Genomic DNA, 23458 nt, shown 5'->3' on the forward strand with positions numbered 1-23458 from the left:
AGCTATCCATGTCTACACTTCCCTTACTCGAACCCTCGGCCCCTGTTTTGCTGCTGATCGATCAGCAGGCGGGGCTCGCATTCGGCGTCGGATCGACCGATCGCCAGGTTCTTCTCAGCAACATGGTTGCGCTGGCAAAAACGGCCAAGGCGTTCGACCTCCCGGTCGTCGTCTCGACATCGGCATCCAAGGTCTACAGTGGTCCGGTCATGCCGGTGATCCAATCGGTATTGCCGGATGTCGCCTCGATTGAGCGACATAACATGAATGCCTGGGAAGACGATCGCGTGGTCGCAGCAGTCAGCCAGACTGGGCGCAAGAGACTGCTTGTCTCGGGCCTTCTAACGGAAGCTTGCGTATCCTTTCCTGTCCTGTCGGCCATCGCCGATGGTTATGATGTGTCTGTTGTGGCAGACGCTTGCGGCGGCGTGACGTCCGACAGCCACGCTCTGGCCTTGCGCCGGATGGAGGCCGCGGGTGCTACAATGACGTCCTGGCTCCAGGTTCTTCTTGAGCTGCAACGCGACTGGACTCGCAAGGAGACCTACGGCGACGCCCGGGCGATTGTCGAGGCCCATGCAGGCGGCTATGGCATCGGTCTCAGCTATGCTCGCGACATGATCCACCCGCTTTAACGCTGGATGCTTCGAGGTCGTTATATGAAAACCGTAACCACGCGGGATTCTGGCAGCATCCCGGCCGGCAACGCGCATGCCGCAGAGTTCCTCGCTCTGCTCGCTCTCTGTTCGGCCTATATCCAGGGACCGCTAACCAAAGCTCTCGATTTCCAGGGCGCTATCGCCGAGATGAACCATTTTGGCCTCCCGCCAGCGCCGTTCTTCGCGATAGCCGTTCCGATCTTCGAGCTCGCAATGTCAGCCCTTATCCTTTCGGGACGGCTGCGTTGGCTGGGTGCGCTCGCTTTGGCCGTATTCACCCTGATGGCGACCTACCTTGCCCTGCGGTTCTGGGAGATCCCGGCAGGCCCCGAGCATTCGGCCGCAATGAACGGCTTCTTCGAGCATGTCGGGCTCAGTGGCGCGTTCGTGTTCGTTGCTCTCAATGACCTGCGCTCGCGTTGCTTGGATGACTGGCGCCGGCACCGGCCACCGACTCTTGCGCGGCAAACGAGAACCACTTGATCCGAGCTCCGCCTTCGCAACGACGACGATCATGAGTTCGGCCGGGATGCGCGGTGTCGTGACGTTGGTGGAGCTCTTTCGCTGTCAGCAACTTTTCCAGGAAGAGACGTCATTCTGGTTACCGCGTTCGCTGTCATCATAGTCACGGTACTTTTGCAGGGGAGTACGCTGGGAAACCTCGTTGCTCTCCTCAACATCATCAATCCCGAGGAAGCAAATTCCATCAAGGACAACGAAGCCTCTGCCTGGAGGCGGATGGCCGAAGCTCAATATCGAGCCATCCAATCGCTATCCGTCGGTGACAATGGTGTCGTCAAACCTCCTCGTCTTCTGGAGCAATAGGATCATCGTGCAAAAGTTGCGGCATCCCACGAACGGGATCCGACCACGCATGACAGCATCAGGTCTCAGCACTTCAAAGCCGTGCTCGCCGCCGTGAAAGCCGTCCGCGCGGAGATTTTAAGGATGCATCGCGCGGGCGAGATCCATGACACCTTCATGCGCCAACTGGAACATGACCTGGATCTGCAGGAGATGGCTGCCGAAAACCGAAGTTAGGGAAAGCCGGGACGAGAGCGCCGTCAATTAAAAGGCGCTCCTGATAATTACAAAAAACGCAATTAATTCTGAACAACTGTTGTAATTGTCCGCCGCTTTGTCTCGGAGCAATATCCCTCTCAGCAGATTACCACCCAAACCTGTCGAAGCCGTTCACTACGATGTTGGCGACACCATCCGCCAAGCTGGGGGGCACAACAGCAACTATCTCGGCGCAGAGCTGAAATTCTCCTGGTAACAGGACGCAAAAGGATAAAGACGGATGAAGAGGATCTCTCTCCCCACCATTTTGAGCTTCAACGGCGGTTACGTCGATACGCTTGGCTTTCTATCGCTGTCGGGACTGTTTACCGCCCATGTGACAGGCAATTTTGTGACGCTGGGCGCGACCCTCGCACACGGTCTGGATGGCGCCTTGTCAAAACTTTTGGCGCTGCCTGTGTTCTGCCTGGTCGTCTTTTGCTCCCGCCTCGTGTGTCTGAAACTTCAGAACCAAAATCGCTCGCCGATTCGTCCGATGTTGGTGGTCAAGCTCTTGCTCTTCGTCGGCGTTGCCGCCTACGCGCTCTATCACGGTCCGTTCCGTGCAGACGAAGGCGCCGTCACTCTTGCGGTCGGCATGGCGCTGGTTTCCGCGATGGCCATTCAGAACGGACTTCATAAGGCGCATCTGTCGAAAGCGCCGCCGTCTACCCTGATGACCGGCACGACCACGCAGATCATGCTCGATCTCGCGGACATTCTGGCCGATCCGAAAGCCGAGGAGGTCGCAACGGCCAAGGCACGGGTAAAGAAGATGGCGGCTGCCGTGGCGACATTTGCGCTCGGCTGCGGCATTGGTGCCCTCGGCTACATGTACGCAGCAGCTGTCGCATTCACCCTTCCGGCTATCATCGCAGTCGTTGCTCTGTTTGCAAGCAGCGCCGCGGCCGAGTCCTGAAACTCCCCGTTTCAGCATCGATCCGTTGAATTGAAGAGGACATCATCATGGATATCGGAAGTGAAGCGAGTGGCATCGCCAGTCTAATTGCACCCATCCTCAAGCCGCTGGCTACCGGGTTGGAATTCTTCGGCGTGGGTGTGATCCTGATCGGTGTTCTGATCGCAACTATCGGCTACATCAGGGATGTCTTCTCGATCGACCAGCGCCAAGCCTATGAGCGCTATCGCGCCAATCTCGGCCGCGGGATCCTGCTGGGGTTGGAGGTCCTGATCGGCGCAGACATCATTGCCACCATCATCGCGCCGTTGACGTGGGAAAGCGTCGGATTGCTCGGACTAATCGTGCTCATCCGGACATTTCTCAGTTTTTCCCTTGAAGCCGAGATCGATGGGCAGTGGCCGTGGACGAAAAACGCGAGGTCCGCAGCAGGCTCCCGCTCGAGTTCATCGTCGCTCTCAGATGTGCGCTAACAATATCCTCTTTTTATCTGATTGGAATATACCATGACACAATCCCTGGAATTCGGCCTTGATACGTTCGGCGACGTCACCACAGGTTCAGACGGAGACCTGCTTGCGCAGCCACAGGTGATCCGCAATGTCGTCGAAGAGGCAGTTCTGGCTGACCGACACGGCATCGACTTCTTCGGTATTGGCGAACATCACCGTAAGGATTTTGCCGTCTCCGCGCCGGAGGTGGTACTGGCTGCCATCGCGGCGCGCACCAGCAAGATACGTGGCTACACTTTGAAGCTGCATAGTCCGCCCTGACCGATTCGGAAGGCATTGATTTTGTGCGGTGTGGTGGTGCTGGCGAAGTATTCGTTTATGCGGTTTTGGCTTGTGCGTTGCGGATGGCAGCCAGGATACAGGAACACCGGAAGGCCATATCTTTGGGGATGAGGCGCAGATTGTAGGCGAGCGAGCCGATGACGAGCGCGTCTGCGTCAATGATTGTTTTCACGAGCTTTTGAGCCTGCGTGTCGAGATCTGCGACCGAGCGGGCAGAGAGTAGCGAGGGTCCAAGGTCCTCGATATCGAAAACGACGTGGTCGAGGCCAGTGCGCTGTGCCGGTGCTTCAGTAACGTCTTCGACAAAACGCCTTGTGCTGGAGGGCGTGTCGTGTCGCCGGAGAAGCCGATGATGAGATTTCGGCGTGAGCTTTACGCTTCACGCCGTCTTCACGATGGCGAGACCGTGGGGGGTATGTTCGCGCTCTGTCGTCCTTGTTCCAACGCTCAAGGGCGGCCCTGCCAAGCAAGGCAACGGAGGTATCTTCCTGGGGTGCGTGGACGAGGACGGATTGAACGTCGCAGAGGTGGCGTTCGAGACCGAGGTCTTCATTGAGGCCTGGATTACCCATGCCGCGAACGGCGATCTGAACTGCGGCCCTGATCTGCCGTCCGGCAAGAAGGCGCGCGGATCAGACGCTCGGCTTCACTCAGATCGCCATCGAGCGCGCCGAGATCATCTGGCGTGCGCCGGACACCAGAAGGTCGATTTCACCGGAAAGTGTGATGAAGCGTTCGGTCGTTGCAATAGGACGGCCAAGATTGGTTGGGACACGTTCATGGGCGAAACGGATGAAGGCTTCTTGGGCGGCTTCCGCCGCGCCGAGATAGATTGCAGTCAGCGCAAGCGTCATGGCGGCGTGACCGCGATTGTTCTGTTCGGCGACCAACGGGTCGACGAGATCAAGCACGTTTTCCGCCGGGATTTCCACATTGCTATACTCGACGTCATGGGAGCCGGTGGCCCGGATTCCGAGGCTTTTCCAGTTCTCGATGACGGTGATGCCGGGCAGGCCGTTCGGAACGACGAAGGTTCCGACACGCGGGCTGGGCTCATCGTGGGAGCCAGCGGATAATCGCATCCAAACCTGGACGCAGCTGCCTCTTCAACTCTGCCGTCATTTCGCCTTCAATCCCGCATGCCTGGCCAATGGCCGTCCAGTCCATACGGCGATTCACGATCGGTGGTGGCCGGCGGTGGATGACGAGACCTATGAGATAGGGCCGAATGCTTTCCACCACCCGCTTTGAGGCGACTGGCGCAATGCGCACTTCGCAGAAGGTCGAGATTTTCTGTTGGAAGTGATGAGATGAAAGATCGTGTTTTGCCATGTCCTTATTCCATTCTCTCGGCAACGGTGCCGAGGGCGGGCGGGAATAGGAGCGGACATTTAAAGAAGCGTTTATTGTGGGTGTGTCTCCAGTTTCGGTGCCCAGATTGCCTAACGCCCTAACAGTAGAGGAAGCAAAATTGATCTGTAAGGAGATCGTTTTAGTTTCGTATGATCCCTATTAGCGTCATTTATTTTGACATAGGCATTCGTATGAGATATGTAAACGTATCATGGTGGAAAAAATGAAGCGTTAAGGTGTCAAATGAAGTCGGATTCGGAGGCTCTTCAGGAGATAGGTCGGCTGCTCAAGGCGTCACGAAAGGCTCTGGGACTTACCCAGGAGCAGGTTTCGGATCTGGCGGGTATATCGCGTCCGCGGTACCGCGAGGTTGAGGCTGGAGCCAGCGCTGCCCGTACGACCACACTGATCAACATTGGTCGTGCGCTTGGTCTGGAACTGATGCTCATCCCGCAGGCCATTGTCCCGGCGGTTGAAGCTTTGCTGCAGCCAGTTGGCGCCGAAGATGATCTTCCTGCTTTCGTCGCCAGCCCTGATGGTGATGGCAATGTCTGATGCGCCTCTTGATCCAAGATCTATAACCTCACTGGACGTGCGGCTGAATGACCTGAAGGTGGGCATGCTCGTGAGGACGCCTGGAGACTTCAACGCGTTCAGCTTTGAGGAGAGCTATCGACAGACGGGCGGTTTCCCAGTGCTCAGTCTGTCATTTCGCGCGGCACATGGGGGTTTGCGGAAAGACCCGAAGCCTGTCGCGAGGGCTTTGCCACCGTTCTTTGCGAACCTTCTTCCAGAGGATAAACTGCGCGAGGCAATGGAGAAGCACCATTCAGGTAGCGTGCGAGCGGGAAATGATTTCGATTTGCTTGCAGCACTCGGATCGGATCTGCCGGGGGCTGTCCGAATTGTGCCGAGCGAAGGCACCGTTGTTGGTAGTGAGGGTTTGACATCCCCCAGACCGAAGGCCCGGTTTTCGCTCGCCGGCGTGCAGATGAAACTCTCCGTCATCAAAAACACAGGTAAGGGCGGCGGGCTGACGATCCCCTTAGGCGACAAGCAGGGTTCATATATCGCCAAGTTTCCTTCGACATCATTTCCCGGTGTCTCGGAAAACGAATTTGCAAACCTTGCATTGGCTGAGGCGATTGGTATGGAGGTGCCGGAACGCGAGCTCGTGCAACAATCGCAGTTCGAGGGTATCCCGGAGGAGTTTGAAACGTTGTCCGACGGCAAAGTCCTCCTCGTCAAACGTTTCGATCGGGTTGCGGGTGGTGAGCGCGTCCATATCGAAGATTTCGCTCAAGTATTTGGCGTCTATCCGTCTCGAAAATATGAGGGTGCCGCCTATCATGATATCGCTGCGGCCCTTGGGGTCGCCGTTTCTTCAGCTGCAGCCCTCGAGTTCGTGCGACGACTGGCTTTGGCTGTGCTGACAGGAAATGGCGACATGCACCTTAAGAATTGGTCGCTGATTTATCATGGGAAGGGTGACACGCCAGCACTCGCCCCCGTCTATGACGTGCTCTCGACTGTCCCCTACATTCCGTCGGACGCTATGGCACTGTCGCTGGCCGGTGAAAGGCCGTTCAAGGCAGTGAACGCGCAGCGATGGAAAGTCTTCGCTCATCGTGCGCGACTGCCGGAAGCTGCTGTGCTGAAGGCTGTTACGGAGACGGTCGAGCGCGTCAACCAGTCTTGGTGGTCTTTGCCTGAACGAGCTGTTCTACCCGATAGAGTGTTGGAACGGGTTGATGCCCACATCAAGCTGATGTCGCCGGTCCTTGGCACATGCGCTGATTAGCAATTGGTATTTTTCCGTAACGCTTTAGTAGTTTCGTGGCCCCCCAGTACCGATCGGGTTGCCGGTTCGAATCCCTTCAAGACCTTAATGTAGATCATCGTCGCTGAGCAGGGCGCCTGACCGATGAGGAAGGTCTCGCCTCTGCGGCCCGCTGTCTACCTGTGTCGCTCGCCTCTCGGCACAAGGGAAGAGCGATTTCTGTGCAGATAGCTGCCGCGTACTTTCTGCTGAGTGAGCAGTCCATCCTTCACGATCGTCTTGCCACCCAAGAGTAGGTGCATTGGCCAGCCACGGACTTCCTGCCCTTCATAAGGTGTGTAGTCCGCGCCGTGCTGCAGGATATCGTTCGTCACGGTTATTCTTTTGTCCGGGTCCCAAAGTGCAATGTCAGCATCGGCTCCGATCGCGATCGTTCCTTTGCGCGGATAAAGACCATAAAGCTTGGCGTGGTTGGTCGAGGTGACGGCAACAAACTGGTTGAGGTTGATCCGACCCTTCATGACGCCTTCCGAGAAAAGAATCGGCAGGCGTGTGGCAACGCCGGGAATGCCGTTCGGAATCCAGCGGAAATGCCGTTTGCCTTTTTCGTTCAACTTTCCTTCCGGATCATTGAAACGGAAAGGGCAATGATCGGATGAAAACAGATCGAACACGCCCTGTTCCAGCCCTTCCCAGCAGGCATCTTGGCTTGCCTTGTCACGCGGCGGTGGAGAGCAGACATATTTCGCACCCTCCATCTCGCTCTGATCCAGATCGTCGGCGGTCAGCATCAGATATTGCGGGCACGTCTCGCCTGCGATCTTTTGACCTCGCTGACGCGCACGACGGATTTCCTCCATCGCCTCACGGTTGGAAACATGAACGATGACGATCGGCACATCGACGATTTCGGCAAGCGAAAGCGCCCGGTGGGTGGCTTCGCGCTCGGCGGCGACGGGCCGCGTCGCGGCGTGAAATTTCGGCGCGAACTTGCCCTCTTCCTCATGCCGGCCGATCAGGTAGCGGATCGCATCCTCGTTCTCGCAGTGAACCATGACGAGAGCGCCGGTGCGGCGTGCCGTATCCAGCGTCGCGAGGATCTCGTCGTCTCGCAGCCTTAGACCTTCGTAGGTCATGAAGACCTTCAACGAGGTATAGCCGTCCTCCACCAACGCTGGCAGTTCCTGGCCGAGGACTTCCGGGGTCGGATCGGTGATGACCAGATGGAAGGCAACGTCTACGTGGCATTTTCCTTCTGCCTTGGCATGATAGATTTTCAACGCCTCCCGAAGCGACTGTCCCTTCTCTTGCATACAGAAGGCTAGAACCGTGCTGTTGCCGCCAATGGCGGCGGAGCGGGTGCCGCTGTCGAAGTCATCGGCCATGACGATACCATCGCCCGAGGGCTGGTCGAGATGGACATGGCTGTCGATACCGCCGGGCATCACGAACAGGCCGGTGGCGTCGATTACCTCGTCGGCATCGGTCAGGTCAGCGGCAAGTGCAGCGATACGACCATCCTTGATGCCGACGTCGCTGAAGAATGTGTCGCTTGCCGTCACCACGGTTCCGTGCCTGATCACCGTATCAAAACGCATCGTTTCTTGTCCTTGTTGCCGCTCACAGCTCAACTTGCTTTCGCAAATCCCGCATCGCCAGCGAGAATACGGTCAAGCGCTGCCGTGAAACGATCGACCTCTTGCAGCGTGTTGTAATGGACCATGGATACCCGCAGCATACCGCCATGATCGGTCAACTCAAGATACTCGGCTAGTCGTCTCGAATGGAAATCCCCGAAACGCATGGCGATATTTTCGCTGTCCATCGCCTTGCATAGCTCACCAGCCTCTCGGCCATCGAAGCGGAAGGCAATCGTTGGCACGCGTGTCTCGTCCTGGTTGGCCTGCCCGACGATCCGGCAATCGTTTCGGGAGCGTAGATAGCTCAAGAGCCGTTCCGTCAGAAGGTTTTCCTGGGCTGTGATGGCTGCAAAGGCAGCTTCGATTTTCTGGCGCACCGTGCCGGTCTCGCCTGCCTGTTCGCCGAGTGCGGTCAGATAATCAACGATGCCGCACGTGGAATATGCCAGTTCATAGTTGGGATTGCCCGGCTCCAGCTTACCCGGCACTTTGTCCTTGCCGTAGAAATAATGGTAGAGCGTATCGAGTTCGAGCAGCAGATCATGTTTGCCGTACATCAGCGCATAATGTGGACCATAGGTCTTGTAGAGGCTGAAGACGTAATAATCGACATCCAGGGCCTGCACGTCGACGGCGCGGTGCGGAGCATAAGCCACGGCATCGACGCAAATCTTTGCCCCACGCGCATGCACGAAATCGGCGATCTCGCGGATCGGATTGATCGATCCGAGAATGTTGGAAACGTGTGTCACGCAGACTAGCTTGGTGCGATCGCTCATCAGCGGCGCCAGGTCGGCGAGATCGAGCGTCAGCGTGTCCTTGTTGAGCGGCCAGATCTTCAGCGTGATGCCGGCCTCTTTCAGCCGGTCCCAGGGGCCAATATTGGATTCATGATCGCTGACTGTGACGATGATCTCGTCGCCTGGCGACAGCTGGCTCTGCATTGCGCGGGAAAGGTTCTGCAGCAACGCCGTGGTGGAATTGCCGAACACGATTTCTTCCGGACGCGAAGCGTTGACCAGGTGCATGGCTGAAGTCCGCGCTTCGTAGAGCGCTTCGGCTGCTGCCTGCGATACGGCATAGGAGCCGCCGATCTGCACGTTCTTTTCGATCAGAAACGTATTGATGCGCTCCAGCGCACCTTTCAAGATTTGCGATCCACCCGCATTGTCGAAATAGGTCCAGCCGCGGGACAGGCCAGGGAACTGGCTGCGCACATAATCGAGGTCAAGCGGTGATGAGGTGGTCATTCCTAGTGTCTCCAGAATGGTCTTTTATTCAGTGATTGAGGACGGCGCGAAGGAAGCCACGCGTCCTTGCTTCTTTTGGATTGTCGAAGATGTCTGAAGGCGTCCCGGATTCGACAAGGCGCCCGCCATCCATGAAGATGACGCGGTCTGCCACCTGACGGGCAAAACCCATCTCGTGTGTGACAATCACCATGGTCACTCCGGTGCCAGCCAGTTTGCGCATAACATCCAGCACTTCGCCGACCATTTCCGGATCAAGAGCCGATGTTGGCTCATCAAACAGCAGGACCCGTGGCTCCATGGCGAGCGCCCGGGCGATAGCCACGCGCTGCTGCTGGCCGCCTGAGAGTTGACCGGGAAACTTCTCTGCCTGCTCGGAAATGCCGACGCGGGACAGAAGTTCGCGCGCCTTGCGTTCGGCTTCCGCTGCCGGTGTATTTCGAACCCGCATAGGGGCGATCATGACGTTTTTTAGAACGGTCATATGCGGAAACAGATTGAACGACTGGAACACCATGCCGACCTCGGCACGCACCTTCGCAAGGGCCGGGCCGGGCGCAACGCGAATACCATCTACGGTGATGGTGCTATCTGGCTGAAAGGCTTCCAGATGATTGATGCAGCGAATGAGGGTCGATTTGCCGGAACCGGAAGGACCTATAACGCAAACGACTTCGCCTTCAGCCACATCGAGATCAATGCCATGCAGCACGGTGAACGTGCCATAGGCTTTAGTCAGCCCGCGGATTGAAATCAGGGAAGATGTGGTCTTTTCCATCAACGTTTCCCCCGATTGAAATGTCTTTCGAGACGCGCCACGACGGCAACCATCGGCCAGAGCAGTGCGACGTAGATTAGGGCTGCACCGATCAGTGGCGTGGGGTTGGCGTTGAGCGCCTGCGCTTGTGTTGCCTGTTTCAACAAGTCTGGCATGGCGACGACCGAGGCGAGGGCGGTGTCTTTCATGACATTGATGCAGTTGTTGGTGAGCGGTGGAATGACGATCCGGATGGCCTGCGGAAGAATGATATCCACCATCGTGTTGCGGCTGGAGAGGCCAAGCGCTGCGGATGCTTCAAATTGACCGTGGGGAACAGCCTCGATGCCGGCGCGAAAGATTTCCGCAGTATACGCGGCGGACACCAGAGACAAAGCGGTGACAGCAGACAGGAATGGCGACAGTCGGATGCCGACGAACGGAAGCGCGTAATAGACGACGATCAAGAGCACCAGCAACGGGATCGACCGGAAGATGTCGATGTAGATGCGGATCAGCAGCGTGAAAACGGCCGGGGCATATAGGCGCGCCACCGCCAGAAACAAACCGCCGATGAGGCCGCAAAGGATACTGGTAATACCGATCTGAATGGTGACAACCAAGCCCCAAAGCAACTGCGGCAGGCTGTTGAGAAATACGGGAACATTAAAGAAGGTATTGATGAGGTTCATGCCGGACGGGCTCCCTTGGCAATCTGGCGGGACACGAGTGGTCCCGCCGGATGCAGTGCAAGGCTTACTTGGCCTTGGGCATGTCAAGGACGGCAACGGTAGAGGTCGTGTCCTCGGCCTTTGCGCCGAACCAAGTTTCATGCAGCTTGGCGATGAAGCCTTCGCCCTTCAGTGTGGTGACGACTGCGTTGACCTCTGCGGTCAGCGGATCGCCCTTGTTGAACATGATCGAGTATTTTTCACCTGTCGGAATGCGCTCGACAACCTTCAGCTCCGGCTTATCCTTGGCGTAGTAAAGCAGTGCCGGAATATCGGAAATATAGCCATCGACGCGGCCGGCAACGAGATCGAGCATGGCGGGCTGCAGGCCTTCGAACTTGCGTATTTCGCCAAGCTTATAATCACCCTTATGGGCTTCTGCCCACATATCGCCCGTCGAACCGGTATCTACGCCGACGACCTTACCACTCATGTCCTTGAGGCCGGTGATGCCGGAAGCTGCTGTCACGGTCAGAGACTGGTCGCTATCGTAATATGGCTGGGCAAAGCTAACCGACGCCAAACGCTTTTCAGTGATGGTGATTGATGAAATAGCCATGTTGATACGGCCGGACTGGACAGCGGGAAAGAGACCGTTGAACGGTGTGTTGACGAACTCCACCGACTTTCCGAGGCGCTTTGCGATTTCGTTGACGAGATCGACTTCGAAGCCGACGACCTTGCCGCTGGCATCTTGGAATTCCCATGGAACGTTGCCGATATTGGCACCGACCGTCAGATCGGCAGCCTGGACGTTGAAAACGCCGAGCGCCGAGATCAACCCGGCTAAAATTGTGCTTTTCATGCGCGAGACGTGAAGCATTTGAGAACCCCTTGTTTTATAAATCCAGCCAATCTACGTTGGTCTAACTGGTCAGACCAGTATGACCAGACAAGCACGCGCTTCAATCCTTTGCAAGATGTCATTTGAAAAATCTATCGAAAGAGGCAGTGTGGGTTTCAGAGAACGAGGATCGGATGCTCACTAAAACGCTTTTGCCACAATCGGTTGCCCGCGAGATCCAGGCCATGATCCAGTCTGGGCAATTGAAAGCAGGTGAGAAAATCCCTTCTCAGCGTGAATTCTCACAGAAATTCGGCATCAGCCGGGCGTCGTTACGCGAGGCGCTACTGACGCTTGAGACATTAGGGCTGCTCAAAACGGAAGCCGGGCGAGGGACATTCGTGGCCGCCAGTGATGGGACGGCCGGCCAAACGGGCAACATGGCACCGTGGCGTTATTCCGAAAGCTATTCTGTTTTTGATGTCTTCCAGACCCGTATCCTGCTCGAGGGCGAGATTGCGCGCCTTTCCGCTGGACGACTATCCCAGGCACAGCTGGATAAGATGGAACAGGCGACAAAAACCATGGAGGACTGCTGGGCCAAACAAGACCTGCTCGCCAATGTTGATGCCGATCTGGAGTTTCATAGCATCATCGTGTCAGCATGCTCCAACACCATGCTGAAAGCGCTTTACCAGACCGTCCGAGATCAGGTCACTGAGACCCAGCGCCAGCCCATCCCGATCACCGATCCGGAAAGAATGCGGCAATCCATTTCGGAACACCGCCGCATCATTGCCGCTTTAAAGGCTAATAACGGAGATGGGGCATGCAGCGAAATGGAGGCTCATATCCGAAATACCGCACGCTGCGCGGGATTGCAGCCATAAGGATAAAAAAATATCGGGTTGCCGGGGACCGAGATCCGCTTCTTCGCAAGCTATAACTCCGTTATCCCCTCTCTACCTCGGCGATATTACACTCCCTCTTCAGTTGTGTGTAATCGTGGGTCGCAGGTTCGACTCTGTTCACGGCGCTAAAAATTGCTCCAGCTTACCCCAAGTTTCCACTTCGCAAGGCCTACAACAGTCCGCCGGCCATTTTGACGAGGTGAGCGACCGAGGTCGCCTTCATCTTTTGCATCATATGGCCTCGATGGAGTTTCACAGTGGGCTCGGCGAGCTGCAGCTCAGCTGCTATCTGTTTATTTAGCTTTCCGGCAACGACCAGCGCCATGATTTGGCGTTCCCGATGGGTTAGCGACATGTACCCGGCTTGGGCGGTGGTTTTTGTGGTTCTGTCCAGTCTGCGAAGTGCATAATTTGCAATTGCGCGGTTTACGGCTTCAAGCAAATCCTTTTCACGAACAGGTTTGGTCAGCACGTCGATGGCACCAGCTTTCATTGCCCGCACGGCATGGGCACATCGACGTTGGCACTTATTAGGACGACGGATCTGGGCAGGTCGACGACTATCCGAGCGCGAGGTTCGGGCCGCATATCGCGCCGATGTTGAGAAGAGTGGTTGGGTCGCAATCGCGATATAGGCCCTGAACAGTCACCCAGGCAGCCCGTCGTTTTTTAATGCTGTTTCCTCCGCCGGACGCGTGGGCTGCATACTGTCAACGCCGCGCGCCCGGTCGATCCACCGCATGACCGGCGTGACCGTGATACCATGCATGACGACTGAAAGCAGGATAACGATGAAGACCGTCGCCCAGATCGTCGGCATACCGGTGAAAGATGCGGCACCTGTCGCAAAGCCCAGATAGTAGATCGAGCCCAGTCCTCGGATACCGAATACGGAGACGATGAGCTTCTCCGACGCGGGACGCCGACACCCCAAAAGGCTGATCCAGCCCGCCAGCGGCCGGACGACGGCGAGGACGAGCACTGCGACAGCGATGACGCGCCAGTCCGCCTCCGCGAACAGACCGCCATCTGCGATTACTGCGCCGAAGCAAACCAGCACCACCATCGTCAGCAGCCGCTCGATCTGTTCTCCGAAGTCGTGAAGCTGGTGGTGGAACGCGCTCTCGCGCTCGACGCTACGCAACGTCAGTGCGGTAACGAAGACCGCGACGAAGCCGTAGCCATGGATGAGCTCGGTCGCACCATAGGAAAGGCAGGTGAAACCCAACGCGGCCAGGCCATCGCCCGTCTTCGCAATCCGGCCTGTCTCCGGCACCCTGAACGTGAAATATCCCAGAATGCGACCAGCCAACCATCCCATGGCGATCCCAGCCACCAGCTTCCAGACAACGTCGAACAGAAGCCAGTTCCCGACCCAGTCCCAAGCAGAACCGGCTTTTGTCATGGCGACGGCGGCTAGCACGAACGGAAATGACAGCCCGTCGTTCAACCCAGCCTCCGAGGTGAGCGCAAAGCGAATATCGTCCTCTTCGCCTGTCTGTGGAGGTCCGACCTGGATGTCCGAGGCGAGAACAGGGTCCGTCGGGGCGAGGGCGGCCCCGAGGAGGAGGGCTGAAGCCGACCCAAGACCGAGCATACCCCAGCCCAGGATGGCGATGGCCCCAATCGACAGAGGCATGGCGATACCGAGCAACCTCCATGTCGTTGTCCAGCTCTTCAAGCCTAAGGGCCGGTCGATTTTGAGACCGGCACCCATCAGGGCGACAATGACAACAAACTCGGTGAGGTGTTCGGCCCAAATGGGGTTTTTGATTGGGTTCCATTGAGGAAGAGGAGTGAACGGCGACCATGCCACAACGATGCCGATCGCGATGCAGCAGATCGGAAGCGACAATGGCATCCGCTTCAGAAAAAGCGGAAGCCAGGTCGTCAAAAGCACGACGGCGCCAAATATGAAGAGTGTGACGACGTAGTGGTTCATTGCTGCTCCTTGATATCCGACAACGTCGATCGGGGAGGGCTGTTCCTTAAACGAATACAGGCTGCCTGCGAGGTGCCCACTGCCTCAAAGGTCCAGATCGAGGAACCGTCGATGATTGGCCGGCGGCGGGCCAACCCCAGCAGGCGGTCTGCCGCAGTGCCGGTCACGCGTGAGCGGCAGCTTTTCGTCCGGCTCTTACAACGGCATCGATGGTAATGTCGAACTTCTTGTAAACATCGTCGATCTTGCCCGACGCACCGAACTCGTGCATCCCGACGAATTCGCCGTCTAGGCCAAGATACCGGTCCCAGGAATCGCGCACCGCCGCTTCGACGGCCACACGCGCCCGCGTGTCTCCGATGACCTCGCGCTGATAACTCGGATCTTGCCGCTCGAACAGCAGACGGCATGGCATCGACACGACTGCCGTCCGAATACCGTCTTTTTGCAAAACATCGCGGGCCTCGACGGCGAGGTGCAGCTCGGAACCCGTGGCAAAGATTGTCAGCTGTCGTTCGCCGCCCTCTGCATCGAGCAGCACATAGGCGCCTTTCGCCGACAGATTCTCCGAAGACCCGTCTTTTCGAAGCATCGGCATTGGCTGGCGCGACAGCGCGATCAGCGCTGCCTCACGCGGAGTATCCAGAATAGCTTCCCAGCATTCTGCCGTTTCGATCGGATCGCCCGGTCGATAGACGGCGAGCCTCGGAATCGCGCGCAATGCGCTGAGATGCTCGATGGGCTGATGGGTCGGGCCGTCTTCACCGAGTCCGATGGAATCATGGGTCATGACGAAGATAGAGCGAACCTCCATCATCGCTGCCAGCCGGATCGATGGCCGGCAATAGTCTGAAAACGTCAGGAATGTGCCGCCGTAAGGGATGATCCCGCCATGCAGCGCCAAACCATTCAAGGCCGCCGCCATCCCGTGTTCTCGCACGCCATAATGAATGTAGGAGCCTGCGAAATCATCAGGCGTAATCTCGACCTGATTTTTCGCTTTGGTATTGTTGGACGGCGTGAGGTCGGCGGAGCCGCCGAGCAGTTCCGGAATGGCGTCATAAAGGTGGTTGAGGACGATACCGCTCGCCTGACGGGTCGCCAGTTCTTTGTCGGATGTAAGGAGCTCGGCTTTAGCGGCATCGATGGCTGAGCGCCAATCCGGCGGCAGATCACCCTTCATGCGCCGCGCGAAATCACGGTTTCCGCTGTCTTCGACCGCTTTCGCCCAGTCGGCGCGAGCCGCACGGCCTTTCCTGCCGATCGCACGCCAGGCGTCCAGCAGATCCGCCGGGATTTGGAAGGGCGGCGATGACCAGCCAAGGATTTCACGGGCGCCGGCGATCTCGTCTTCACCTGGTGCGTCACTGTGGGCCTTTTGCGTACCCGCCTTGGTCGGGAAGCCAAACCCGATCACTGTCTTGCAGGCAATCAGGGAAGGGCGGTCCTTTACTTTCTGAGCTTGCACAATTGCGGCTCGGATGGCGTCGGTATCATGACCATCAATTTCCTGGACGTGCCATCGGGCGGCCTCGAAACGTGCCGGCTGGTTGTCGGATTCCGCAAGGCTGGTCGCACCATCGATGGAAATCGAATTGTCGTCCCAGAACGCGATCAGCTTGCCGAGTTTCAGGTGACCTGCAAGCGAAATGGCCTCATGGCTGATCCCCTCCATTAGGCAGCCATCACCTAGGAACACATAAGTATGGTGATCGACGAGATCATCGCCGAACGAGCTATTCAGGATGCGTTCGCCCAGAGCCAGACCAACCGAGTTCGCGAGCCCCTGGCCGAGTGGACCGGTGGTGGTCTCGATTCCTGTTGCATGGTGATATTCCGGATGACCGGCAGTGCGACTATCGATTTGCCTGAAACGCTTGATCTCTTCGATCGTCATGTCCTCGTATCCGGTTAGATACAGCAAGCTGTAGAGCAGCATCGATCCGTGGCCGTTGGAGATCAGGAACCGATCCCGATCAAACCAGTGAGGATCGGCTGCATCGAATTTGAGGAATTCGGAAAACAGCACGGTTGCGATATCGGCCATTCCCATCGGCATGCCGGGGTGGCCGCTCTTGGCCGCCTGGACGGCATCCATTGACAGAAAGCGGATACAATTGGCCATATCGCGCAGATGCTGATCTTTTGGCGCTGGTACGGTCTTACGGTCTCGATTGGCGATATCGGACATAATCACTCCTTTTGCCTGCCTGCGCCTGCAATCCTTGGAACGATGCAGATTGCAAGCATTGCTAGTGCTCTGGTGTCTTGATGATGCGAGGTGTTGAACGAAGCGGCGGAGCGCGAGTTCCCCAAATCGGGCTCTTCTTCCGATGGAGCGAGGCTGCCACCTACGCAACTGACGCTGCCTACTCTGTCATTTTATCGGCACGCTTCAGCGCTTTACTGCGGGGTTGTCCATTGGATGCGGAAATCCCGCCATCGACAGGCAAATTGACGCCAGTCACAAAGCGAGCGTCGTCGCTGGCTAGAAATGCAATGACAGCCGCCACGTCCTCTGGTTTTCCGGGTCCTTGTAGGGCGAACCGCTCATTGAATTTCGCAATGACCTTGTCGTCGCCCATCATATCCTCGGTCATCCCGGTGCGCGTCAGGCTGGGGCAGACGGCGTTTACCCGAATGCCATCCTTGCCGTGATCCATGGCCATTGCACGGGTTAAGTTGGTGACCGCTCCCTTGGCAGCGTTGTAGGCTGCCATCCCCCAGTCGCCCCCCGTCCCGGAGACGGAACTAACATTGACGATCGATCCCTTCGATGCCTTGAGATGTGGAATGGCGGCGCGGGATGCATAAAAGACGCCGTCCAGATCGGTCGCCATGACCTTGCGCCAATCGTCCGAAGACAGCGATCCGACATCGCCCTGTGCGACGACGCCAGCATTGTTGACCAGTACGTCGAGACGACCTGCCTTCTTTGTCGTCTGAGCCACAAGGCTTGCGACATCATCCTCGTTCGAAATATCGGCCTCAACGATCGTCACCTTGTCGACAGGGTAGGGCTTTGCGACAGCCTCAAGCTTGGATTTCGTCCGCCCCACCAGCGTCACGAACGCGCCCTCACCGAGGAAACGCTCGGCGGTTGCCTTGCCGATACCCGAGCCGGCACCCGTGACGATGACGACCTTGTCCGCGAAACGCTGCATGGAATTCTCCTTGTAAATGCAATGGCCTCCCAAGGCTGGAACGGGTCGGCCTCGAATTATGTTCCAGAGCTTTCAGCACCGCTCTTCCAGGATTTCGCACGCTGCCGGACCGCTAGCCACCGCTCCCGTTCGAGGATGATCCCGGCTGCAGCGGCAAGGCCTGCCGGATTGATCGGAGCGTTTTGTCAGAGGCCCCGTGAATAACTAGCGTGGGGTGGTGAAGGCCTTGAGGTCGGGCCTGAAATCGGTCCTGCCGAGCGCACACACAATCGACAGGCACCCCCGCAGACATGGTCGGCAGACCACGTTGGGGGCGTCGGTCCTGATAGCCCGGATCCAGACCAGAACGAAGGCGTGCGGCCGGCGGACCTCAATACCGAAAATGACCAGGGCGCAGGTTAAATGCGCTCGGCCCAGCTAATGCGACGGTCCAGCGGCGCTTCAAGCTGGTGAAGGGCCTAGAAGGCAAGACGAACCCACGTCGGAATTGATCTCGAGGAAATCCACCGGCGGAACAATTGCTACCAGCGATGGGTTACCCTTGCTCCAAGAACAACAGAAGGAGGAAACGACCATGAACCATGCCAATCATGTAAAACTCGCCCAGACTGAGCTCACCCCCGCTATTCTCGAGGGCGCGACAATCTATGGAGCCGACGATCATAAGGTCGGCAAGCTCGACCATATTCACGGAGCCGGCACTGGCGGCCGCGCCGTCATCGACGTCGGTGGCTTCCTTGGGATCGGCGCCAAGCCGGTCGCCGTGCCACTGGTTGATCTCCAGTTCATGCGCGACGAGGACGGTGACGTCCACGCGGTGACGACTTGGACCAAGGACCAGCTCAAGGACATGCCCGAACACAAGGAATGATAGAGTTTAGGCCTGAAACGCGAGCCCGGTTGTCACGCCGGGCTCTTCTTCGTGCCGCGCAGATGACGGAGAATACCAATGACGACTAATCCGACGACTGCCTATCCCAAACCGCCTTTCGGCAAGCCAACGCAACCATTTCCCGGCCTTGCTGGTCTAGTTTCGGCAGCAGGTGAAAAACATCTTACCGAGCAGGCCTAACGCCACACTCGTCCCGTTGACAGGGAACCATCGAAAAACCAGCGCGTTCCCGATTTCTGTGGTTGGGGTGCGGGTGGTCTTACGTCGGAGGATCCGGCCAAGCTCCCACGGAGAGCGAGGATGACAGGAACTTGCGCATGATCATCGGATATCACGCATCTCATGAGCAGTTTGCGCCCCGCGAACTTTTATCATACGTGCAAGCTGCGGAACATGCGGGTTTTCAGGCCATCATGACTTCCGATCACATCGCACCATGGCTGAGCCATCAGGGTAATTCCGGGAACAACTGGGCGTGGCTTGGTGCTGCTATGGCCAAAACGTCGCTTCCATTCGGCAGTTTGGCAATCCCAGGCGGCTGGCGATATCACCCCGCCGTCCTGGCGCATCTCATCGGAACGATCAGCGAAATGTTTCCCAATCGATTGCGCTGGATCGCAATGGGGAGCGGAGAGGCTCTCAACGAACATGTCGTCGGCTGCGGCTGGCCCGCCAAGGCAGAACGCAATGCGCGCCTTCTCGCGGGCACCGAGATTGTCCGTGGCCTTCTGCGCGGTGAAGAGGTTGATCGGTGTGATCCTTGGTTTGCTGTTGACAAGGCACGCCTGTGGTCGGCTCCGGCTAAGCCACCGGCCCTGTTGGCCGCTGCATTGTCGAAGGAGACCGCGCAATGGGCGGGCGGATGGTCCGATGGACTGGTTACGATCAACAAGCCGAAGCAGAAACTCGTCGATATGAGGGAGGCCTATCGCCTTGGTGGCGGTGAGGATAAGCCGCTGGCACTGCAGATACAAATTAGCTGGGCCGAGACCGAAACCGAGGCGAGGGCGGCGGCGTGGAAGGAATGGCGCAACGCAGCCTTGCCGCCCGTTTCCCTTTCAGACCTTCCAATGCCTGAGGATTTTGAGAGGGCCACGCAGCACGTTCAGCCCGATGACATCGATGCAGTCATCCCGCTTGTCACGAGACCGGACAGGCTGATCGAGCTCATCTCGGTAGCCGAAGCCTGCGGCTTCGGGGAGGTGTTTGTCCACAACGTCTCTCGCGACCAAATGGGCTTCCTCGACTTCATGAAGCGTCAGGTGCTTCCCGTCCTATGCGCATTCGACACCTGACTATCGGCGGAACACCGTCACGCTGAGTGCCTGCAGATGATTTTTTGAGAAGGAAAGCGACCTTGATTAACGACCTCTGGTACAAGAACGCCGTCGTATACTGCCTATCCGTGGAGACTTTCATGGATGCCAACGGTGACGGAGTGGGCGATTTCCAGGGTCTTCAACGACGGCTGGATTATCTGTCCGGCCTCGGCGTCAATGCCATCTGGCTGATGCCGTTTCAAGCCTCGCCAGGTCTCGATGATGGCTACGACGTTTCCGACTATTACAACATCGATCCCCGATACGGCACGCTCGGCGATTTCGTCGAATTTACCCATAGTGCCAAGCAACGAGGTATTCGGGTGCTGATCGATCTCGTCGTCAATCACACGTCCGATCAGCATCCTTGGTTCAAGCAGGCCTGCGCCGACAAGAGTTCTCGATATAGGGACTGGTACGTATGGTCCGAGAAGAAGCCGGAAAATGCTGATGAGGGCATGGTCTTTCCCGGTGTACAGAAGACCACATGGACACGGGACGAAAAGTCCGGCGAATACTATTTTCACCGCTTCTTCAAATTCCAACCTGATCTCAACACCGGCAATCCGTATGTCCAGGCGGAAATTCTCAAGATCATGGGTTTCTGGATACAGCTCGGCGTATCAGGTTTTCGCATGGACGCCGTTCCCTTCGTGATTGCCGAAAAAGGCGCAGATGTGAAGGCATCGAAGCCGCAGTTCGATCTGCTGCGCCGTTTCCGCGAGTTCCTGCAGTGGCGAAAGGGTGACAGCATCATCCTGGCAGAGGCCAATGTCGTGCCCAAGGAAAACCTGCAATATTTCGGCGATGACGGCGACCGCATGCAGATGATGTTCAATTTCCACGTCAATCAGGCTCTGTTTTACGCGCTTGCAAGTGCCGATACCCGCCCCCTCGCCAAGGCGATGAACGAGACCCGCGAGCGACCGCAAACGGGGCAATGGGGAATATTCCTGCGAAACCACGACGAACTCGACCTCGGCCGGCTGACGGAAAAACAGCGGCAAGCCGTGTTTTCGGCTTTCGGCCCGGACAAGGACATGCAGCTCTATGATCGCGGGATACGCCGTCGCCTGGCGCCGATGCTAGGCGGCGATCCCAGGCGTCTCAAGCTTGCCTATAGCCTGATGTATTCGCTACCGGGCACGCCGGTGCTGCGATATGGCGACGAGATCGGCATGGGAGACGATCTTGCATTGGAGGAGCGCAACTGCGCCCGCACGCCCATGCAATGGTCAACCGAGCCGCACGGCGGCTTCACCAAGGCGGAAAAACCCGTCCTGCCAGTCATCAACGAAGGTCCATACGGGTTCGAACACGTCAATGTCGCGGCGCAGCGGCGGGACCCGGAATCGATGCTGAACTGGACGGAACGGATGATCCGTATGCGAAAAGAAGCCCCAGAAATCGGCTGGGGAACCTTCAGCGTTCTTGATTGCGGCGATACCGGCGTGCTGGCGATGCGCTATGACTGGCGCAACAATGCCGTTGTCATCATTCACAATCTCCATGACAAGCCGGTCGAGATCACGTTCGATCCCGGCGTAGGGGACAGTGGACACGTCCTGATCGACATCGCCGACGGCGGCGACAGCACGGCTGACGAGAAAGGCCGGCATAACATGGTACTCGAGCCATTCGGTTATCGCTGGTACCGCGCAGGCGGGCTCGATTACCTCCTCAAGAGAAGCGACATCTGACCGCTCATCGGAACCTCGGCCTAGCTCTGCCGTTGCCCGATCAGGCGAAGACGCAGCTCTTGCCATCCGTCATTCCGCCAGCCGGCTCAAACCCGCGAGATCCGAAATGCCTGTAATTGCTCCCGACAATCCGGTTCACGATATCAAGTGGTGGCACACCGCGACCGTTTACCAGGTCTACCCGCGCAGCTTCTGCGACTCGGATGGCGACGGCATCGGCGACATCCCCGGCATCACGTCGCGGCTGGATTATCTGCAGCAGCTGGGCATAGACATCATCTGGCTCTCGCCCATCTACCAGTCGCCCATGGACGACAACGGCTACGATATTTCGGACTATCGTGGGGTCGCGCCGGAATTCGGGACGCTCGAGGATTTCGATCGGCTGGTGTCCAAGGCAAGGGCGCGCGGGATCGGTATCATTCTCGATCTCGTGGTCAATCACACATCGGATGAACATCCGTGGTTCCTGCAGTCGCGCCAGAGCACCGACAACCCGTTCCGCGATTTTTACATCTGGCGCAAGCCGGCCGATAACGGCGGGCCGCCCAATGACCTGCAATCCTCGTTCGGTGGGCCGGCCTGGACGCTGGACCCGACGACTGGCGAATATTATCTGCACCTGTTCTCGCGTCGGCAGCCCGATCTCAACTGGGAAAACCCGAAGGTCCGCGCTGAAATCTACGCGATGATGAACTGGTGGCTGGATCGCGGAATTGCAGGTTTCCGCATGGACGTCATCGATTATATCGGCAAGCAGGTCGACCGACAGGTGGTTACGGACGGACCCCACCTCCACGACTATCTCCAGGAAATGAATGCCAGCACCTTCGGTGACCGCGACATCCTGACGGTCGGCGAGACATGGAGCGCCACGCCGGGATCTGCGCTACTGTATTCGGGGAGGGACCGCAAGGAACTATCCATGGTATTTCAGTTCGAACATGTGACCCAGCAATGGGACGCGGTTTTCGGAAAATGGCGCCCCAAGCCGTTTGATCTCGCAGGCTTGAAGGAAGTCTTCGGCAAGTGGCAACTGGCGCTAGCAAACGACGGCTGGAACGCGTTGTTCTGGGGCAATCACGACCTTCCCCGCGCCGTTTCCCGTTACGGCGATGCGGTCGGCTACCACAGCCAATCCGCAAAAATGCTGGCGACGGTGCTGCATCTGTTGAAAGGAACGCCCTTCGTCTATCAGGGCGAGGAGATTGGCATGACGAACATGCCGTTCACCTCGATCAATCAGTATCGCGACATAGAGACACTGAACATGTATCGGCTGCAAATGGAGGCCGGGCTGTCACCTGAAGAGTTCATCCGAGGTGCCAACGAAAGTGGGCGCGACAACGCGCGCACGCCGATGCAGTGGAGCGCCGCACCGCATGGTGGTTTTTCCTCGGGAACGCCGTGGATTGAAGTGAACCCCAATTACCTTAACGTCAATGCCGAGACGGCGATGACCAACGAGGCTTCGATATGGAATCATTACCGCAAGCTCATCGCGCTGCGTAAAGCGCACCCGGTTGTCGTCTACGGTCACTACCAGCCGTGGCTCGAACAGCATCCGGATGTCTACGTATATACCCGCACGCTCGATGAGGTCCGGCTTATTGTTGTCGCGAGTTTCAAACCAGTGGAGATCCGTCTCAAAATGCCGAGGGAACTCATTGCGCGCGGTGATTGCCTTATCTGGAACTACGACCCCATCGTGAGTATCGAGGCCGAGCTGGTTCTCAGACCTTATGAAGCCATCGGCCTTCTGACCGGAACGTAATGAGGCGGAATTTGATGATTGCTATAG

At 57.5% G+C, this 23458-nt stretch carries 20 protein-coding genes and 4 pseudogenes; 13 read left to right on the forward strand and 11 right to left on the reverse strand.

Going from position 1 to position 23458, the window contains the following annotated elements:
- Positions 1 to 8: 8 nt before the first annotated feature.
- The 5 genes and pseudogenes from BJF91_RS24120 to BJF91_RS24140 form a co-directional block, all read left to right on the forward strand.
- Entirely contained in the window at positions 9 to 635 is a 627-nt protein-coding gene (locus BJF91_RS24120; protein ID WP_075617098.1) for a hydrolase, read from the forward strand.
- A 24-nt stretch (positions 636 to 659) separates the two neighbouring features.
- Complete coding sequence (locus BJF91_RS24125) at positions 660 to 1142, forward strand: DoxX family protein (RefSeq protein ID WP_075617099.1); 483 nt, start codon at positions 660 to 662, stop codon at positions 1140 to 1142.
- Between the two features lie 820 nt (positions 1143 to 1962).
- Complete coding sequence (locus BJF91_RS24130; protein WP_075617100.1) at positions 1963 to 2640, forward strand: YoaK family protein; 678 nt, start codon at positions 1963 to 1965, stop codon at positions 2638 to 2640.
- Between the two features lie 47 nt (positions 2641 to 2687).
- Positions 2688 to 3113, forward strand: a complete 426-nt coding sequence (locus BJF91_RS24135; protein ID WP_075617101.1) for a DUF1622 domain-containing protein — start codon at positions 2688 to 2690, stop codon at positions 3111 to 3113.
- A 33-nt stretch (positions 3114 to 3146) separates the two neighbouring features.
- Positions 3147 to 3380 (forward strand): annotated as a pseudogene (locus BJF91_RS24140) (LLM class flavin-dependent oxidoreductase); the annotation flags it as partial.
- A 433-nt stretch (positions 3381 to 3813) separates the two neighbouring features.
- Here the strand turns inward: BJF91_RS24140 and BJF91_RS24150 are convergent.
- Positions 3814 to 4492: pseudogene (locus BJF91_RS24150) on the reverse strand (acyl-CoA dehydrogenase family protein); the annotation flags it as partial.
- Between the two features lie 4 nt (positions 4493 to 4496).
- Positions 4497 to 4766: pseudogene (locus BJF91_RS24155) on the reverse strand (hypothetical protein); the annotation flags it as partial.
- Between the two features lie 264 nt (positions 4767 to 5030).
- On the opposite strand from BJF91_RS24155, the gene BJF91_RS24160 reads away from it, so the two are divergent.
- Positions 5031 to 5342 (forward strand): helix-turn-helix domain-containing protein, encoded by a 312-nt coding sequence (locus tag BJF91_RS24160; protein ID WP_075617102.1) that lies wholly within the window; start codon positions 5031 to 5033, stop codon positions 5340 to 5342.
- Entirely contained in the window at positions 5335 to 6588 is a 1254-nt protein-coding gene (locus BJF91_RS24165) for a type II toxin-antitoxin system HipA family toxin (RefSeq protein WP_075617165.1), read from the forward strand. The genes BJF91_RS24160 and BJF91_RS24165 overlap by 8 nt, the downstream gene beginning before the upstream one ends.
- 155 nt (positions 6589 to 6743) lie before the next feature.
- Here BJF91_RS24165 and hydA read toward each other — a convergent pair whose 3' ends face one another.
- The 5 genes from hydA to BJF91_RS24190 form a co-directional block, all read right to left on the reverse strand.
- Positions 6744 to 8165, reverse strand: coding sequence for a dihydropyrimidinase (hydA, locus tag BJF91_RS24170; RefSeq protein WP_075617103.1), 1422 nt, complete (start codon positions 8163 to 8165; stop codon positions 6744 to 6746).
- 29 nt (positions 8166 to 8194) lie between these two features.
- Positions 8195 to 9457 (reverse strand): cysteine desulfurase-like protein, encoded by a 1263-nt coding sequence (locus tag BJF91_RS24175; RefSeq protein WP_075617104.1) that lies wholly within the window; start codon positions 9455 to 9457, stop codon positions 8195 to 8197.
- 28 nt (positions 9458 to 9485) lie between these two features.
- Positions 9486 to 10235 (reverse strand): amino acid ABC transporter ATP-binding protein, encoded by a 750-nt coding sequence (locus BJF91_RS24180; protein WP_075617105.1) that lies wholly within the window; start codon positions 10233 to 10235, stop codon positions 9486 to 9488.
- Positions 10235 to 10906, reverse strand: a complete 672-nt coding sequence (locus BJF91_RS24185) for an amino acid ABC transporter permease (RefSeq protein WP_075617106.1) — start codon at positions 10904 to 10906, stop codon at positions 10235 to 10237. The genes BJF91_RS24180 and BJF91_RS24185 overlap by 1 nt, the downstream gene beginning before the upstream one ends.
- Positions 10907 to 10970: 64 nt before the next feature.
- Positions 10971 to 11750 carry an ABC transporter substrate-binding protein gene (locus tag BJF91_RS24190; protein ID WP_407639908.1) on the reverse strand — a complete coding sequence of 260 codons (780 nt, stop codon included), beginning with the start codon at positions 11748 to 11750 and terminating at the stop codon, positions 10971 to 10973.
- 173 nt (positions 11751 to 11923) lie between these two features.
- On the opposite strand from BJF91_RS24190, the gene BJF91_RS24195 reads away from it, so the two are divergent.
- Complete coding sequence (locus BJF91_RS24195; RefSeq protein ID WP_075617108.1) at positions 11924 to 12619, forward strand: FadR/GntR family transcriptional regulator; 696 nt, start codon at positions 11924 to 11926, stop codon at positions 12617 to 12619.
- Between the two features lie 190 nt (positions 12620 to 12809).
- Here the strand turns inward: BJF91_RS24195 and BJF91_RS24200 are convergent.
- From BJF91_RS24200 to BJF91_RS24215, 4 genes and pseudogenes are all read right to left on the reverse strand, one after another.
- Positions 12810 to 13189 (reverse strand): annotated as a pseudogene (locus BJF91_RS24200) (response regulator transcription factor); the annotation flags it as partial.
- A gap of 97 nt (positions 13190 to 13286) precedes the next feature.
- The gene (locus BJF91_RS24205; protein WP_075617109.1) at positions 13287 to 14582 is read right to left on the reverse strand and encodes a cation:proton antiporter; all 1296 of its coding nucleotides are present in this window, start codon (positions 14580 to 14582) and stop codon (positions 13287 to 13289) included.
- A gap of 163 nt (positions 14583 to 14745) precedes the next feature.
- Positions 14746 to 16773, reverse strand: coding sequence for a transketolase (gene tkt, locus BJF91_RS24210; RefSeq protein WP_075617110.1), 2028 nt, complete (start codon positions 16771 to 16773; stop codon positions 14746 to 14748).
- A gap of 178 nt (positions 16774 to 16951) precedes the next feature.
- Complete coding sequence (locus tag BJF91_RS24215) at positions 16952 to 17746, reverse strand: SDR family NAD(P)-dependent oxidoreductase (protein WP_075617111.1); 795 nt, start codon at positions 17744 to 17746, stop codon at positions 16952 to 16954.
- Between the two features lie 574 nt (positions 17747 to 18320).
- Between BJF91_RS24215 and BJF91_RS24220 the strand changes: the two genes are divergently transcribed.
- From BJF91_RS24220 to BJF91_RS24235, 5 genes are all read left to right on the forward strand, one after another.
- Entirely contained in the window at positions 18321 to 18617 is a 297-nt protein-coding gene (locus BJF91_RS24220) for a PRC-barrel domain-containing protein (protein WP_075617112.1), read from the forward strand.
- Positions 18618 to 18695: 78 nt separating this feature from the next.
- On the forward strand, positions 18696 to 18818 hold the full coding sequence (locus BJF91_RS25455; RefSeq protein WP_267890193.1) for a hypothetical protein: 123 nt from the start codon (positions 18696 to 18698) through the stop codon (positions 18816 to 18818).
- Between the two features lie 137 nt (positions 18819 to 18955).
- Complete coding sequence (locus BJF91_RS24225; RefSeq protein WP_075617113.1) at positions 18956 to 19933, forward strand: TIGR03885 family FMN-dependent LLM class oxidoreductase; 978 nt, start codon at positions 18956 to 18958, stop codon at positions 19931 to 19933.
- 62 nt (positions 19934 to 19995) lie between these two features.
- Positions 19996 to 21657, forward strand: a complete 1662-nt coding sequence (locus BJF91_RS24230) for an alpha-amylase family protein (RefSeq protein ID WP_075617114.1) — start codon at positions 19996 to 19998, stop codon at positions 21655 to 21657.
- A 106-nt stretch (positions 21658 to 21763) separates the two neighbouring features.
- Entirely contained in the window at positions 21764 to 23431 is a 1668-nt protein-coding gene (locus BJF91_RS24235; protein ID WP_075617115.1) for a glycoside hydrolase family 13 protein, read from the forward strand.
- Positions 23432 to 23458 lie beyond the last annotated feature (27 nt).

This window comes from Gillisella taibaishanensis (genome assembly GCF_001938985.1).
In the GTDB taxonomy this organism is placed as follows: domain Bacteria; phylum Pseudomonadota; class Alphaproteobacteria; order Rhizobiales; family Rhizobiaceae; genus Allorhizobium; species Allorhizobium taibaishanense.

Bases quoted from the DNA above. Each gene is read 5' to 3' on its own strand.
- BJF91_RS24120 (WP_075617098.1), top strand. From the start codon at position 9: ATGTCTACACTTCCCTTACTCGAACCCTCGGCCCCTGTTTTGCTGCTG.
- BJF91_RS24125 (WP_075617099.1), top strand. From the start codon at position 660: ATGAAAACCGTAACCACGCGGGATTCTGGCAGCATCCCGGCCGGCAAC.
- BJF91_RS24130 (WP_075617100.1), top strand. From the start codon at position 1,963: ATGAAGAGGATCTCTCTCCCCACCATTTTGAGCTTCAACGGCGGTTAC.
- BJF91_RS24135 (WP_075617101.1), top strand. From the start codon at position 2,688: ATGGATATCGGAAGTGAAGCGAGTGGCATCGCCAGTCTAATTGCACCC.
- BJF91_RS24160 (WP_075617102.1), top strand. From the start codon at position 5,031: ATGAAGTCGGATTCGGAGGCTCTTCAGGAGATAGGTCGGCTGCTCAAG.
- BJF91_RS24165 (WP_075617165.1), top strand. From the start codon at position 5,335: ATGTCTGATGCGCCTCTTGATCCAAGATCTATAACCTCACTGGACGTG.
- hydA (WP_075617103.1), bottom strand. From the start codon at position 8,165: ATGCGTTTTGATACGGTGATCAGGCACGGAACCGTGGTGACGGCAAGC.
- BJF91_RS24175 (WP_075617104.1), bottom strand. From the start codon at position 9,457: ATGACCACCTCATCACCGCTTGACCTCGATTATGTGCGCAGCCAGTTC.
- BJF91_RS24180 (WP_075617105.1), bottom strand. From the start codon at position 10,235: ATGGAAAAGACCACATCTTCCCTGATTTCAATCCGCGGGCTGACTAAA.
- BJF91_RS24185 (WP_075617106.1), bottom strand. From the start codon at position 10,906: ATGAACCTCATCAATACCTTCTTTAATGTTCCCGTATTTCTCAACAGC.
- BJF91_RS24190 (WP_407639908.1), bottom strand. From the start codon at position 11,750: ATGAAAAGCACAATTTTAGCCGGGTTGATCTCGGCGCTCGGCGTTTTC.
- BJF91_RS24195 (WP_075617108.1), top strand. From the start codon at position 11,924: ATGCTCACTAAAACGCTTTTGCCACAATCGGTTGCCCGCGAGATCCAG.
- BJF91_RS24205 (WP_075617109.1), bottom strand. From the start codon at position 14,582: ATGAACCACTACGTCGTCACACTCTTCATATTTGGCGCCGTCGTGCTT.
- tkt (WP_075617110.1), bottom strand. From the start codon at position 16,773: ATGTCCGATATCGCCAATCGAGACCGTAAGACCGTACCAGCGCCAAAA.
- BJF91_RS24215 (WP_075617111.1), bottom strand. From the start codon at position 17,746: ATGCAGCGTTTCGCGGACAAGGTCGTCATCGTCACGGGTGCCGGCTCG.
- BJF91_RS24220 (WP_075617112.1), top strand. From the start codon at position 18,321: ATGAACCATGCCAATCATGTAAAACTCGCCCAGACTGAGCTCACCCCC.
- BJF91_RS25455 (WP_267890193.1), top strand. From the start codon at position 18,696: ATGACGACTAATCCGACGACTGCCTATCCCAAACCGCCTTTCGGCAAG.
- BJF91_RS24225 (WP_075617113.1), top strand. From the start codon at position 18,956: ATGATCATCGGATATCACGCATCTCATGAGCAGTTTGCGCCCCGCGAA.
- BJF91_RS24235 (WP_075617115.1), top strand. From the start codon at position 21,764: ATGCCTGTAATTGCTCCCGACAATCCGGTTCACGATATCAAGTGGTGG.